The following is a 14,869-nucleotide window of genomic DNA, read 5'->3' as shown; positions in this document are numbered from 1 at the left end:
AATTCAGGCGGCTTTAAGTTTATCATACGTTGTAAATAATTTCCGAATATGCAGGGATAGGCCACTTTGCAGCAGGCATATTGAGCTCTATTTCGTCTGCGATGCTTCTCATTATATCCATTTCAGCAAGAACAACATCATGGAAGAATTCTGCCTGCTTCTGGATACCTTTTACAGCATTTGCTTCGTTTACTCTATCCTCAAGTCTTACAATAGAATCATAGAAGCGGTCTGCAAGATCATTGAGCTTATTAGCTATCTTTTCATCAGTCTTGCTTGTAAAGCCTATCTGCTTCTTTGTAGCGATAGACTCGCAAAGAGTCTGAACATATTCCATAGTTGCAGGAAGAAGCTGCTTTCTTGCCATTTCTACCATTGTACGTGCTTCGATACGGATAGTCTTTGAATACTTTTCAAGGTGTATCTCGGTTCTTGCAGCGACCTCATTCTGGTTATATATCTCAAACTTGCGGAATATGCGCACATTCTTTTCGTCAGTATAGTGAGGCATACAATCAACTGTCGAAGCGTAGTTCGGAAGCCCTCTTCTCTCAGCTTCCTTTACCCACTCAGCAGAATAACCGTCACCATTGAAGATGATCCTTCTGTGCTCCTTGATAACGCTCTTGAGAAGCTTTCTTACTTCTGCATCAAAGTCTTCCTTGCCCTTGAAGGGTTCGAGTATCTCTGTAAACTGACTGAGCTCCTCACACATAATGGTATTGAGAAGTACATTCGGACAAGCAATATTATCGGAAGAACCTACCATTCTGAACTCAAAACGGTTTCCTGTGAAAGCAAACGGAGAAGTTCTGTTTCTGTCGGTAGAATCCTTAGGGAATGACGGAAGTGCATCAACACCTATCTTGAATGCGCGAGCCTTTGTCTTGTATACAGCATCGTCCTCTATAGCCTGTAATACGGCTTCGAGCTCCTCACCGAGGAACATGGAAACGATAGCAGGCGGAGCTTCGTCTGCGCCAAGTCTGTGATCGTTGCCTGCGGAAGCTGCTGAAAGTCTCATAAGATCGGCATACTCATCAACACCCTTTATAAGAGCGCAGAGAATAGTAAGGAACTGGAGATTGTCCATAGGAGTGTCACCAGGATCAAGAAGGTTCTGACCGTCATTTGTGGACATAGACCAGTTGTTATGCTTACCTGAACCGTTTACGCCTTCAAAAGGCTTCTCGTGGAGCAGACAAACAAGTCCGTGCTTGAGAGCCACCTTCTCCATAACCTCCATAGCAAGCTCATTCTGATCTGTACCGAGGTTTGAAGTGGTGAAGATAGGAGCCATTTCGTGCTGTGCAGGTGCAACTTCGTTATGCTTTGTCTTTGAGTAAATGCCAAGCTTCCAGAGTTCCTCATCAAGATCAGCCATGTAAGCAGCTATTCTCGGACGAAGATTTGCAAAATACTGGTCATCAAGATCCTGACCCTTCGGAGGCTTTGCACCGAAAAGTGTTCTGCCTGTAAGGATAAGGTCCTCACGCTTGTCGTACATTTTTTTATCTATGAGGAAATACTCCTGCTCTGCGCCGACTGTGGAGGTTACTCTTGTAACTCTGTCGTTTCCGAAAAGCTTCAGAAAACGTACAGCAGTCTTGCTGAGAGCCTGCATAGAACGAAGCAGAGGTGTTTTCTTATCAAGAACTTCACCTGTATAGGATACGAAAACAGTCGGGATATAAAGGCTTCCTTCCTTAACGAAACAGTAGGAAGTAGGATCCCATGCTGTATAGCCTCTTGCGGTACTTGTCTGTCTCAGACCGCCTGACGGGAACGAAGATGCATCGGGCTCACCTTTTACAAGCGCCTTGCCTGAGAACTCCATGATAGCCATTCCGTTTGAAGCAGGGCTGATAAAGCAGTCATGCTTTTCAGCAGTAGATCCTGTCATAGGCTGGAACCAGTGTGTATAATGAGTAGCGCCTCTTTCGATAGCCCATTCCTTTATTGTATTAGCAACAACATCGGCTGTAGCCATATCTGCAAGAGGCTCACTGTTCTGCATAGTTCTCTTGAGTGCTTTATAGATATTTTTTGGAAGTCTGTTTTTCATGACCTCCTCGTTGAACACATTGCAAGCAAAGATCTCGGGGATATTAATAGACATAGAATTTCCTCCTCAGAGCATAAATACTCTTATATACAATACTCCATTATAATTTAAAATTATACCACTATATCAGCTTTTTGTCAATATAAGGACAGCTCCGCAGCATCACTTTTTCATCTTGATACAAAATAACCGCAACTCTATCATAAAAAAGGTATATTATGCCAAATACAGCCCTATATACAAAAATTGGTATGACAAAAATACTGCCGATCAACGATCGGCAGTACAACGTATATCCCACGAAAGGAACATAATATTCGTTTATGCTGACTCCGCAGCGGATACAAGAGTCTCTTTTTTGAGCTCCTTGCTGTTGAAGGCTTCGGGAGTGGTAAATGTTGGAACCATATCATGGAGAGCATCAACAGCTATCTTTTCATTGTTTTCAAGTGCGGCATTTCTAAGCGCATTGAGTCTGAAAGCAAATGACATTTCGTCTATCTCTATCTGCTTACCGATAAAGATGAGCTTGTTTGAGGTCTTCTGGAGTCCTTCCTCATTCATAAGGAGCTCCTCCTTGATCTTCTCGCCGGGACGGAGACCTGTGAACTTGATCTCTACGTCCTTATATGGCTCTTTTCCGTACATACGGATAAGGTTTTCTGCAAGTGTTACTATCTTTACAGGCTGTCCCATATCAAGAACGAATATCTCGCCGCCCTTAGCTATTGCAGCAGCCTCCATAACAAGACTTACAGCCTCGGGAATAGTCATAAAGTAACGGATAATATCAGGGTGAGTAACAGTAACAGGTCTGCCCTGCTCTATCTGCTTTCTGAAAAGCGGGATAACAGAACCGTTTGAACCGAGTACATTGCCGAAACGAGTTGTTACAAATTCGGTTCTTCCTTCGTGCTGCTGTGCAAGATACTGAACTATCATCTCGCAGCATCTCTTTGATGCGCCCATAACGTTAGTCGGATTAACTGCCTTATCGGTAGATATCATAACAAACTTCTCAACATTATGGAACTGTGCAAGCGTAGCAACATTGAATGTACCAACGATATTGTTCTTGATAGCCTCCATAGGAGATACTTCCATGAGCGGTACGTGCTTGTGAGCAGCTGCATGGAAAACAACATCAGGCTTGTATGTCTCAAATATCTGATTCATTCGGAAATAGTCGCGTACTGAAGCGATAAGTGTAACAAGGTCGAGCTCGTCGCCATATTCCATTTTCAGTTCCTGCTCTATCTCATAGGCATTATTCTCATAGATATCAACGATAATGACTCTCTTTGGCGAATACTTTGATATCTGGCGTACAAGCTCCGAACCGATGCTTCCGCCGCCGCCTGTTACCATGCAAACCTTGCCGCCTATGAAATTTTTGATATCAGCATTATCAAACTTTATAGGATCACGGCCGAGAAGATCCTCTACTCTGATATCGCGTATCTGATTAATAATAGTCTTGTTTTCATCATCAAACACAAGATTGCCTATGAACGGAACTACCTTCACAGGTATCTTTGTATCTGCACAGATATCAAGGATACGTTTTCTCTCATCCTCAAAGCAGGACGGGATAGCAAAAAGTATCTGCTCTATGTTTCTCTCCTTGACAAATCTGTATATCTCGGCAGTAGTTCCGACGATCTCGACACCGCCGATCTCTGAACCGATCTTTTCTCTGTTATCATCAATAATGCACACAGGATCAAACATAGTCACCTGCTTGTCTCCCGAATAAGGAGAATTCTGAGCATTATGTATTTCCTTGAGTATAGTTCTGCAGGCTTGTCCTCCGCCTATGACCATTGTACGCTTGCCCTTGAAAGGCTCCGGCTTAACAAGAGTGATAAACGCTGTCTTGAAGAAATATCTGAAAAGACATACTCCTAATACTATAAGCGTAAGATGAAGCCCCGAATAAAGCAAATTGCGTGTGCCGTCGATAATATAAACTATAGCCGTTGAGCAGACGATACCTACTATCGCGCCGTAAACACAGCTAAGGTAATCCCTGCTGTTAAAATATCGCCACAGTTTACTGTAAGCACCCGATATGAACATTCCGCCTATGCAGCATATCGCGCTCACAGCCGCTGATATTATCAATTTTGACTCATCAATGTCCCGCCCGACAAATGACAAGCAAAAATTTGCGATAAGAGCTGCAACACATATTATAAATACATCAGCTACAGCAAGTACAACTTTTCGGCATTTAAAGTTTCTGAACAGATCTCTCATAAAAATACTCCCTTCACCCCGACCATGGTTTTACCTTGATCGCCTACTGCATAAAGTACAAAGATATTATTAAAATAATACAGAATATTTAAAGCAGTAAACTAAAGATTTTATTTATATATAAATCTCATCTAAACCAATACAATTACATTATACTTATAGTTTCAAAAAAATCAATACCAAAACAGTTATCACTAAAAAAGTTCATAATATTTTGTTACATATCACAAATAACACATTCTTTTAAGCTGCTCATTCAGTTATTTATCCACCTCAAAATCAGCATTTTGTAATTAATCAATTTATTTATACTCCATGTACTTCATAACTATATAACATTTTGTAAATAATAAAAAAATAATATATCTCATATATCAAATTAACATTTTGTTAAATTGTTGCTGATATGTGCCTTTTGTCACTAAAACAGTGACATTTGTCACTCAGAAAATGACGAATGACATCTTATATTCTCCGCAGAAACGTGTTATTATATAGTCACAGAAAAACATATGCCCCATGACAGAAAGGATGGTCTTTATGACAGAGCTTTTTACAATCATATTGATCGCAATGCCCATAACGATACCATTTATGGTGATAGGCATAATAAAATTATCAGACAGCAAGAAAAATAACAGCAATTATCCTCAAAATCAGTATTATAATATCTATACTCCCCCTTACAACTACAACAATCCTAATTATCAGAACTTCAACAGCTTCAATACTGTGGGAGGTTTCGGAAATACTCCTCCCCAACGCCCTGCATCTGACGAAAACAGGATAACAGCACTTGAATACGAAACACCGCTTCCTCCAAAGGCTGATATTCCTGAAAAGCCTAAGAAAGCCAAGCCTGATATGACAGTATCAAATATTCTTTTTCTTATAGGCACGGTTTTTGTAGTTCTTTCAGGACTTGCATTCGGAGTCGCAAGCTGGGTCAACACATCTCACACAGGCAGAGTACTCATAATAGCAGCTGCGGCTGTTGTTGCTTACGCACTCAGCGGCGTAATATCAAGATTTCTCAAGCTGACAGGCACATCTTTATCATTCTACGTGCTCGGCTCGGGATTTATTTCCACAGCAATGCTCACAGCAGGCTACTATCAGTTAATGGGAAAATGGTTCTCATTTGACGGAAAAGGCGTATTCGCACTGCTTGCAGTCTCATCATTTACAGCAGGCTTACTGCTGCTCATAGGAATAAGGATTTTCAAAAATATCGCCCTTGTTTACGCTTCGCTTTCAACAGCAGCACTGGGACTTTTATTTACTGTATTACAGATCACAGATACATACGCTTACCGTTCACTTATCTTTATTGCTATTCAGGCTGTAATAGCAGGCTTTATATTCTTCGCTGAACCGCTCAAAGGCAGCAAATACGAACTTCCAATAAAAAGAGTCTGTATCATATCTGCATTCTACTTCGGTTCAATGGCATTGAGCTACGTAATATCAACTATTTCAGCACCGACCTTTTCAAGCTACTTTATAATCTCAGCACTTATTATACAGTTTGCTTTTTACGGCATCCACAAGAATATCAAGGCTTTAATCTGCATAGAATGTGTTCTTTCGCTGATGCTGCCAATTATGATATTCAATTCACTGTTGAACTCATTCAGCGAATGCTTCTGCATCGTAGCTATTTCCCTTATAACTATCGTGATCTACCTTATTCATCGTTTTGTACCAGGCATGAAAAACATATTCACAGAGATAGTTTCATTCTTTGCTGTAATTTTCATGACTTTCTCATGCATCGCTATGATAAGATCACACACATTTATCCCTTATCTTTTCATCGCTGCAATAGCAACAGTTATCACAGACTCATATCTATTCCATAAGAACAACTCGGTAAAGGCTATTGCAGGTCTTTTTACTCCTGTTATACCTTCATCAGCTATTATAGCTTTATCCAGATCCAATGCCGTAAGCTATGATTACTACATCAACAGCATCACCTGCATGAGCATACTCGCTGCACTTCTTATAGGCTTTTCAGCAGTTCTGCTGTGCACATCGATCGGCAAGAAGATAAGTTCGGATACAGCTGTATACTCAAACCTCGGCTTCGCAGGCTTTATACTCGCTTCAACACCGCAGTACAAGCTCCTCTCTCTTATCACAGCAGCACTTTGCCTCGTACATTTCGCATTGTCCAACAAGACAAGATTCAATTTGACCGCACTCTTATCATCATACACCGTAATAAAGTTAGTTTACATGATGACAAGAGAATTCTCGGATACCGGCATAGCATCAGAAACAGCAATGTTCATAACAGTTATCGCTTATACACTGCTTTCAAGGATAATTTATCCCGATGCTGTTATCTGCGATAAAAACAGCAAAAAGGTGATCGATCCGTTTATCACAGTTGCATGGCTGCCGATCTTAAAATTATTCAACGATACAGACATTTCGGCTTTTCTTTGTCTTATTGCCTGCGCAATATTCTGTACAGGACTTATAAAGAAGAATTTACGTCCTTCCACTGTTTCCGTACTTCTCACATTTTCAACTGTTTTCACAGTCATCGCTTTAATAGACCGTCCGTTCTTCATCTTCGAATCAAAAGCTGTAACAAACAAGATCACACTCGCAATAATCGCGTTATCAGGTATCGCAGTACGCTTTATCTGGCGTAAATTTGAAGAAACAGCAAAGAATTTCTCACAGATAATATTCATTTTTACATTCGTATCACTTCTTATAGATGCTATTGTATTCGACACTGCATCAAATACAATATTCGTAATGACAATAATGATACTTGTGCTTATCATCTCGATAATGTCAAGATCAAAGACATGGTTCATCACATCAGCAGCTTCTCTTTTCACTATAACATTATTCGCAACAAGAGATTATCTCATGGCTCTCAACTGGTGGATATACCTCTTCCTCGCAGGAGTTGTTCTTATCGTACTCGCATCAGTCAATGAATACCTCAAAAAGAATAACGAAACTCTGAAAACCTCTGTCGCTAAAAAATTCAGCGGCTGGAATTGGTAAAGCATAAATGCTCCGCAATGACCTTGATACTAATATAGAAGCTTATACTATTTATCGGGGGAAACCTTTCTGAAGAAAGGCTTCCTCCGTCAGAGGAGCCCCTTTTTCAAAAGGGGTTCTCTCAATAATTAGTGCAAACCTGCTATATGGGTATCGATGTTACTGCGGAGCATTTTTTCATGTTTTTACAAAAAAATATTGCCTAAAAAGAGTTCATGTGTTATAATAAATATATAATATCTATACATGGAGGTGCATTACTACGTCCACAATTGTTTCTGCCGTACTTCTTCTGATCGGATTGTGCGGTATGTTAATATCAGTCACATGGGTGCTTCGCCGCGGCAACAGCAACCGACTGACTCACCTGTTCCTGAGCTGTCAGCTTTCTATTGTGCTTTGGCTTGTATCAGAAGTCCTGATACTTTTTTCATATACAAAACAACAATTCTGGATAAGCTACGTAATAGGAAATCTTGGAATAAGCTGCTTCGGACCTCTATGGCTGTGGCTGTCTCAGGAATACACCTTGTCTCCGAAAAAACAGCCCCGTTTTCTATGGCTGCTTCCCCTTATAACCATCTCTGCAATAATCGTAGTATTCACCAACCCCATGCATCACCTTTATTATTCCTCATTCGTAGCCAAAAGATTTACATACGGACCTCTTTTCTATGTGTATCAAGTTATCTATTATGTATGCATAGTTACAGGTATAACCATAATCTGCCTGAAACACACAAGAAGTTCCTCTCAGATAACAAAGCAGTCATTTCTGCTTATTCTTTCAGCAGCTATACCTTTGGGAGTTAATACACTGTCACTTACAGGTGTATTCCATTCAAATGTAACTCTCACGCCACTTTTCTTCGGCATATCCAGTATCCTCATTATAATCGCATTAGGACGCTACGGACTGCTGAATATCAACACTATAGCTATCAGAGATACTATCAACAACATAGACAGCGGAGTAATGATATTTGATAATAACAACAGGATAACCTACAAAAACAAATACTCCGAGAATATTCCTTTTTTAAAGGATATTGATACATCAAATGAATTCGTAAGGGTCATTTCCGAGCTTATGAACGAAGAGATACCCAGCGATTTCAGCCTTATGGAGCTGAAATATGATAATGAGTATTACAATATAAAGCAGACATACTGTCAGAACAAGAGCGGAAACGATGTGGCTCGTGTAATAACTATTAACAACGTAACCGAGTACCATGATCTCGTAAAAGTTGAGAAAAAGCTTAGTCTCGAACAAGAGCGTACCAGAATAGCTCAGGAAATGCACGATTCCGCAGGTCATACCTTCACAATGATAAGCTCACTTGCAAGGATACTGAAATATGATGCGGAACAACCGCAGATAGATAAGAAAAAGATGCTTGAAAACATATCTGAGATCGACGGACTATCAAGAAGCGGCGTTACACAGCTGAGATGTACGATAAATAACCTCCGTGACGATGAGTTCATGACATCGGTAACAAAAGCTGTACAGACTGTTATAACTGCCGTAAGAGGCGTTGATATCGAGCTTTGCACACAAGGTACAGAGAACGAACGTTATCGCTTCTGCATAAGGGAAATGTACGACAACTGCCGCGAGACAATAACCAACGCCCTAAGATATTCCGAGGCTTCAAGGATAGACGTTATAATCAAGTTCCTTGACCGAACGATAGAAATGTACATTCTCGACAATGGAAAGGTCTGCGAAAATATCTCCGAACACAATGGATTGAGAGGTATCCGCGAACGTACAAAAGCATTGGGAGGAACAGTTAGATTTTCCTCCGTAAAAGATGAAGGGTTCAATACCATAATAAAAATACCGATAGATGGGGTGGAGAAATGATAAACGTAATTATAGCTGATGATGTGAAGATACTCCGGGCAGGACTTACAGCTGTTCTTTCCAGCGACAGCGATATCACTGTTGTAGGTGAAGCATCAGACGGAAAAGAAGCATACGAAATGAGCATAAAGCTGAAGCCTGACGTAGTGCTCATGGATATGCGTATGCCTGATTACGACGGAGGATACGGCACAAGAAAAATCAAGGACACACTTCCCGATGTAAAAGTGCTCGTCCTTACAACATTTGACGACAAAGAAACTGTTGACAAGGCTATCGCAAGCGGAGCAGACGGCTATATACTTAAAGAGATGGACAATGAAAAGATAATAAATTCCATCAAGGCAGTCGCAGGCGGAATAAACGTATTCTGCGATAATGTTTTCCGTTCCATAAAGAAAGATGTTATTGTACAGCAGGACGCAAGAAATTTCGACCTTACCGACCGTGAGATAGATTTTATACGCCTTATATGTGAAGGCTACGACAACAGAGAAATAGCATCAAAGCTTTTCCTCGCAGAGGGCACTGTACGAAACGGTGTTTCAAGACTTCTCGAAAAGCTTGGAATGAAGGATCGCACTCAGCTTGCGGTATTTGCTATCAAAAACAACATTATTTGATACATATAAAAACAGAAGATGATCCTTCCGTTTTTTTCATATGCTTTCCGACCGTATTTCTTGCTTTTTCAGAAATAATATGATATAATACAAAACGGCTCAAAAATTCACATAAGGGGTGTACTTATGAGTAAATTCAGAAAACAGCATATGTCAATAAAATGGCATGAGATCGTTGACAGTGAAAGTACAGAGCCTGCACTGAACGCCTCACTGAAAGAAAAGGCTTCTCTTGTAGGAAGAGTAGGTCTTATGATGCTTTCTGTAGGTACGGGTGCATGGAGAGTCAGAGCATCGATGAACAAGATAGCCCGTGCTCTTGGTATAACCTGCAATGCGGACATTGGTCTGCTGTCAATAGAATACACCTGCATAAGCGGCGGTGAAACATACACAAATGCGATTTCGCTGAATACAACAGGTGTGAATACCGACAAACTCAACGAGCTTGAAAACTTCACAGACGGCTTTGCTGAACGAGCAGAAAAATATTCGGTACATCAGTTCCATATGATACTTGATAAATTTCAGGATATGAAAGGCAATTACAAGGCTTGGAATTTAGGTCTTGCCTCTGCACTTGCCTGTTGTGCCTTCACCTTTCTTCTGGGCGGCGGTCCGGCCGAAATGATCTGTGCATTCTTTGGTGCAGGCATAGGCAATTTCATAAGGAAGCTGCTGATCGAACGTCATATAACCCTTTTTGCAAATGTAGCCGCAGGAGTTGCATCTGCCTGCTGTACATATGTACTTTTCATCAAGCTTGCGGAGATGCTTTTTGATGTTTCCGCAGTACATCAGGCAGGATATATCTGTTCAATGCTCTTTGTTATCCCCGGATTTCCGCTTATTACAGGAGGTATCGACCTTTCAAAGCTTGACCTTAGATCGGGAATAGAAAGAATAACATACGCATTTCTCATTATAATAATGGCAACTCTTACAGGCTGGGTATGCGCACTTGTATTCAGATTTTATCCGCAGGATTTCATCGAATACAAGATATCTCCCCTGCTCCGCTTCCTGCTTATAATGCTGACAAGCTTCTGCGGAGTCTACGGCTTTTCACTTATGTTCAACAGCAAAAGAAGAATGGCAGCCCTTGCAGGCTGTATAGGCATGGTCGCAAACACATTGCGCCTTGAGCTTATAGATATGCTTGGTATACACGTAGGACTCGCCGCATTTATCGGCGCACTCAGTGCCGGACTTATGGCTTCGGCAATAAAACGCTGGATAGGTTATCCTCGTATCACCCTTACTGTGCCATCAATAGTTATCATGGTCCCCGGAATGTTCATGTACAAGGCGATATACTACATCGCCCTTAATGACATCTCAACCGGCGGATTATGGCTCACAAAAGCAATTCTCATCGTTATGGCACTCCCCCTCGGTCTTATATTCGCAAGAATACTCACTGACAGGAACTTCCGCAAGAGCAGCTGATAAAAAAATCCTGTATTTAGCACAAAACGCTAAATACAGGATTTCTTATTTTTAAGCATCTTTTTCGTTCAAATATCGCTTTTTCAGCTGCTTGTTCATCAATGCCGTATGCTTTCTGTCCACAAGATAATGCACAAAACAGGTAAAGAAATAGATAAATACAACGGCAAGAAATGTCAGAAGTACTGACATAGGAGTTATCCTGCACCAGCCGAACATTTTCAGAAGCAAAAGCGTAATGAAGAATATCATCAGAAAATGTATGAACCACAGTATCAATGAAAGCTTTACACTTTTTGTATCAAAGCAAAGCAGAACAGCTGTCGGAAGAGCGGTTATAAGACCGCTGAGCAGTATCTCCCATAGTATAATACTGTCCATCTGCTGACCTGATATGGTCAGATATATAGCAGCTGCTATCAGAACAGCAGTTGTGATATCAACAAAATAATGCAATAACGAAACAAAAAATTCCTTTATCATCATTCGACCTCCTCTATACCCAGCTTTACCTTCAGGCTATGTACATATTGCCGCGATATAACGACTTTTTCACCATTTTTCAAATGTGCCTCCAGCTTTCCGCTGAAAAGAGGTGAAAGATATTCGATCTTTTCCATGTTTACTATCATAGACTTTGAACACCGCACAAAATCCAATGGCATGAACATCTCCTCAAGCTCATAGAGCTTATATTTGACTTCATAGACATCTGAATGGTAATATGCAAAAACACGGTTTTCATTTGCCTCAAAATAATATACGTCCTGATAATTAAGGCGAACTATTTTGTCATTCATATATCCCGTAAGGTCAGTGTTTGCTGTCTGAAATGAAAGCAGCATGGAAATTAGCCGCTGATCAGGTGAAGCACACCTGACTATTACAACATCTTCGTCATTTGGCTGAGGGGATTCGATTATTATTCTCATTATCTGCCTCCGCTTTAGTAGTAAAAATAGTATAAATATTGATTGAACAGGATCATATCTCAATGGAACCGCCGTGCCGCAGTTTATATACGGCTGCACGTTTTTTCAGATAATCCTCAATTTCCGATGTATCGATCTCCGAGCTGAATGGAGGAAAAGTATCATCAAAATGTGTAAGCAGGACTGCTTTTGGTCTTAGCCGAGCATATATGCTCTTTGCAATCTCACACAGCCTGTCAGAGCCCTGATACGGGAAAAAAGCCAGATCGACTTCCTTTGGATAAGCAGTATCCGCTGCAAGAGAAAGGCTGCCAAGTATGAGGATACGCTTGCCATACACCTCCACAAGATAGCACAGAGTCTCCTTCCTTTCGAGAAAAGAGGTTATCTTCACAAGCTTTTTTATGATCCCCTTTCTGTTTTGCAGTACCCGCCTGCTGAACGCTGCTTTCAGACAATCTATGGCGTTTAGTCTGATATGCTTTCCCTTATATGCGGTGATACTGAAATCTCCCACTGAAAACACAGAGCCCACATGAATAAGGCGCAGATTTTCCTTTCCGACTCCTTTTTTTAAAAGAGTCCTGTACGGTGCTTTTGTACAGTATACCGCAGTATCCGCACCTGCTATCTTACCGATACTGCTTATATGGTCGAAATGCCCGTGGGAAACGAGAATATTCCTGCAATTGTTATAAGCGTCCTCTGCGACCTTTATCCTGCTGTCAGGAAAAGGAAAGAACGGATCTATCAATATCTGCGAGCTTCCTGCGGTTATTCTGACCGAAGCTGTACCATACCATGTGATATTGATCTTTTTTTCCTGCATAAGCGATCAGCTCCTTCGCTGTATGTTCACTTCATTGTATCATATTACATGGTAAATTTCAATTAAAAAGTAAAATCTGTTTTTACGGATCCTGCCTGCGGTTACGATATAAAAGGAGTACACAGCTTGTTTTATTTCATATATATGATAACACATCTGACAAACCTATGTCAATGCAACTTACCCCTTGAAAAATGCAACTTACCTTCTGAAAAAAACAGCTTGGCACAAAATTATTGACACCTGACGCAATATTTTTATATAATCATAAAAAAGCAGCCTGTATTTCTACAGACTGCTTTGAAGTATTTATTTGCGTATGGTATTTAATTATATCAGCCGCGCTCTATTCTTCCGAGAAGGTAGCTTGCGTCGCATGAGTAATACTGTGTACCCTCAGATTTTGGTGTTGAATCGCAATAGAAACGTACAGTTGTTACGTTCTGGAGGTATATTTTCAGAGAATCACAATGTCCTAATATATCTCTGCCGCCGCTGCTAAAGAAAGCCTCAAACTTTTCCTTACCCCAGCCGTTGGTCCATTTTCTGTCACCAATACCTGCTTTTTTACCTGTGTAGATATAAAGGGTATTACCGACGCGCTTATAGGCATTGAATCTGTTATCATAGAAATACTCTGCTGCATTGCCTCTCAGACGTGTTACAAATCCCGGACAGCTTATAAGTCCCTGATAAAGATTATTGTACTCATTAATATCGCTTACAGGAACAGTTAAGGTTTTCTTTGATATTCCGCCAATGGCAATGTAATCCTTTACACCGCTTGATGTATCACCGTTACATGAGAGCTTCATATTTGCAAGAACGTCATATGTATAATTGCCTGATGTAGAACCTGACACACCTAAATATGTTGTCTTTTCAGGAACAGGATTACTGATGTGGAATGTTATCTTTGTACGGAAGCCCTTTCCGCTTGGCTTCTGCTCAAGAACAGGCTCGTCAAATGTTGTATAACGATCTGTACTTGTAATTCTCATACCTGCAACATAGTAATCATCAAGGTAAATATTTCCTGTATAACCGTTATGCTGCTTTATATAATTATAATTGATATCATCGGGATTATCGAAATAGAACTTGTTCAGAATGTTCTGTAAGTACGGACCTGCAAGCATTCTGAGACCATAGTCACAGCACTTATCATTAACTTTAATGCTTGGACGCTTGGCATGACTATCTGTCCTTGAGACATCTTCATACTCCATTACCAAAGCGTAGTAGTTTCCTGCTTTGGACTTTACAGAAAGATTATCCACATACGGACGTGCGTTATTGATTTTTGCAGTTGTTGCAACATCAAGAGGCAGAAGTGCAAACATATCGCAGTTACCGTATTCATTACAACGTGTGTCAGTAGTTGCATAGTAAGTGTATTTGCCTTTAGCTTCAAGAATATTCTTTGTCAGTGCAGGAAGATTATCCTGACTTGACTGATATGTCCATTGCTGACCTCTTCCCGCCGAAAAATCATAGTTTATCAACGGATTGCTGAAGGACTTACCTGTGTCCACGCGATAAGCAAATGCCGTCATATTTGCAGGGATAGCAAGTATTGCTGTTGCAGACAGAGCTGCTACTGTTTTGATAAGTTTTTTCATGGTGATTTCCTCCATTCATGTTTTTGTTTTCTTTGTATTTGACTGAAACCTTTTGTTTCATGTCTGTAACCATAGTTTATCATATTGCCAAAATGCTTTCAATAATTTGCGACAGAACGCAGGATTTTGCGATAAAAAGCAAAATACAGCGACGAATGGTACAAAAAGCATACCGAATCGCAGC

10 protein-coding genes are annotated in these 14,869 nt (G+C 40.6%); 4 read left to right on the top strand and 6 right to left on the bottom strand.

Translation table 11 applies throughout. The features are described from left to right. Positions 1-22: 22 nt before the first annotated feature. Together BUB28_RS02420 and BUB28_RS02415 are read right to left on the bottom strand one after the other, a co-directional pair. Positions 23-2,119: a glutamine synthetase III family protein gene (locus BUB28_RS02420; RefSeq protein ID WP_072948344.1), complete on the bottom strand. Its 2,097-nt coding sequence runs from the start codon at positions 2,117-2,119 to the stop codon at positions 23-25. Between the two features lie 267 nt (positions 2,120-2,386). Then, positions 2,387-4,324 carry a polysaccharide biosynthesis protein gene (locus BUB28_RS02415; protein ID WP_072948342.1) on the bottom strand — a complete coding sequence of 646 codons (1,938 nt, stop codon included), beginning with the start codon at positions 4,322-4,324 and terminating at the stop codon, positions 2,387-2,389. Positions 4,325-4,864: 540 nt separating this feature from the next. Here BUB28_RS02415 and BUB28_RS02410 point away from each other — a divergent pair. The 4 genes from BUB28_RS02410 to BUB28_RS02395 all read left to right on the top strand — a co-directional run bounded on the left by BUB28_RS02410 (position 4,865) and on the right by BUB28_RS02395 (position 11,302). After that, positions 4,865-7,357, top strand: a complete 2,493-nt coding sequence (locus BUB28_RS02410; RefSeq protein ID WP_072948340.1) for a hypothetical protein — start codon at positions 4,865-4,867, stop codon at positions 7,355-7,357. Positions 7,358-7,586: 229 nt separating this feature from the next. Continuing rightward, positions 7,587-9,230 carry a sensor histidine kinase gene (locus BUB28_RS02405; protein ID WP_347497264.1) on the top strand — a complete coding sequence of 548 codons (1,644 nt, stop codon included), beginning with the start codon at positions 7,587-7,589 and terminating at the stop codon, positions 9,228-9,230. Then, positions 9,227-9,853: a response regulator gene (locus BUB28_RS02400; protein ID WP_072948325.1), complete on the top strand. Its 627-nt coding sequence runs from the start codon at positions 9,227-9,229 to the stop codon at positions 9,851-9,853. The genes BUB28_RS02405 and BUB28_RS02400 overlap by 4 nt, the downstream gene beginning before the upstream one ends. Before the next feature lie 126 nt (positions 9,854-9,979). Continuing rightward, a complete protein-coding gene (locus BUB28_RS02395) occupies positions 9,980-11,302 on the top strand; it encodes a threonine/serine exporter family protein (protein ID WP_072948323.1) in 1,323 nt (440 codons plus the stop codon). Positions 11,303-11,353: 51 nt separating this feature from the next. On the opposite strand, the gene BUB28_RS02390 is transcribed toward BUB28_RS02395, so the two are convergent. From BUB28_RS02390 to BUB28_RS02375, 4 genes are all read right to left on the bottom strand, one after another. Then, positions 11,354-11,788 carry a DUF3021 family protein gene (locus BUB28_RS02390; protein WP_242939913.1) on the bottom strand — a complete coding sequence of 145 codons (435 nt, stop codon included), beginning with the start codon at positions 11,786-11,788 and terminating at the stop codon, positions 11,354-11,356. Continuing rightward, complete coding sequence (locus tag BUB28_RS02385; protein WP_072948319.1) at positions 11,785-12,234, bottom strand: LytTR family DNA-binding domain-containing protein; 450 nt, start codon at positions 12,232-12,234, stop codon at positions 11,785-11,787. Before BUB28_RS02385 ends, BUB28_RS02390 begins: the two co-directional genes overlap by 4 nt. Before the next feature lie 52 nt (positions 12,235-12,286). Continuing rightward, positions 12,287-13,063, bottom strand: a complete 777-nt coding sequence (locus tag BUB28_RS02380; protein WP_072948316.1) for an MBL fold metallo-hydrolase — start codon at positions 13,061-13,063, stop codon at positions 12,287-12,289. A gap of 335 nt (positions 13,064-13,398) precedes the next feature. Continuing rightward, on the bottom strand, positions 13,399-14,685 hold the full coding sequence (locus BUB28_RS02375; RefSeq protein WP_072948314.1) for a hypothetical protein: 1,287 nt from the start codon (positions 14,683-14,685) through the stop codon (positions 13,399-13,401). Positions 14,686-14,869 lie beyond the last annotated feature (184 nt).

The organism is Ruminococcus flavefaciens (assembly GCF_900143025.1).
GTDB classification, from domain to species: Bacteria; Bacillota; Clostridia; order Oscillospirales; family Ruminococcaceae; genus Ruminococcus; species Ruminococcus flavefaciens_I.
Note: the sequence above shows the minus strand (reverse complement) of the source record. Positions and strands in the feature narration are given on the sequence as shown.

What these genes read in the sequence shown, in the direction of transcription:
- BUB28_RS02420 (WP_072948344.1), bottom strand. Translation starts at nt 2,119, where the DNA reads ATGTCTATTAATATCCCCGAGATCTTTGCTTGCAATGTGTTCAACGAG.
- BUB28_RS02415 (WP_072948342.1), bottom strand. Translation starts at nt 4,324, where the DNA reads ATGAGAGATCTGTTCAGAAACTTTAAATGCCGAAAAGTTGTACTTGCT.
- BUB28_RS02410 (WP_072948340.1), top strand. Translation starts at nt 4,865, where the DNA reads ATGACAGAGCTTTTTACAATCATATTGATCGCAATGCCCATAACGATA.
- BUB28_RS02400 (WP_072948325.1), top strand. Translation starts at nt 9,227, where the DNA reads ATGATAAACGTAATTATAGCTGATGATGTGAAGATACTCCGGGCAGGA.
- BUB28_RS02395 (WP_072948323.1), top strand. Translation starts at nt 9,980, where the DNA reads ATGAGTAAATTCAGAAAACAGCATATGTCAATAAAATGGCATGAGATC.
- BUB28_RS02390 (WP_242939913.1), bottom strand. Translation starts at nt 11,788, where the DNA reads ATGATGATAAAGGAATTTTTTGTTTCGTTATTGCATTATTTTGTTGAT.
- BUB28_RS02385 (WP_072948319.1), bottom strand. Translation starts at nt 12,234, where the DNA reads ATGAGAATAATAATCGAATCCCCTCAGCCAAATGACGAAGATGTTGTA.
- BUB28_RS02380 (WP_072948316.1), bottom strand. Translation starts at nt 13,063, where the DNA reads ATGCAGGAAAAAAAGATCAATATCACATGGTATGGTACAGCTTCGGTC.
- BUB28_RS02375 (WP_072948314.1), bottom strand. Translation starts at nt 14,685, where the DNA reads ATGAAAAAACTTATCAAAACAGTAGCAGCTCTGTCTGCAACAGCAATA.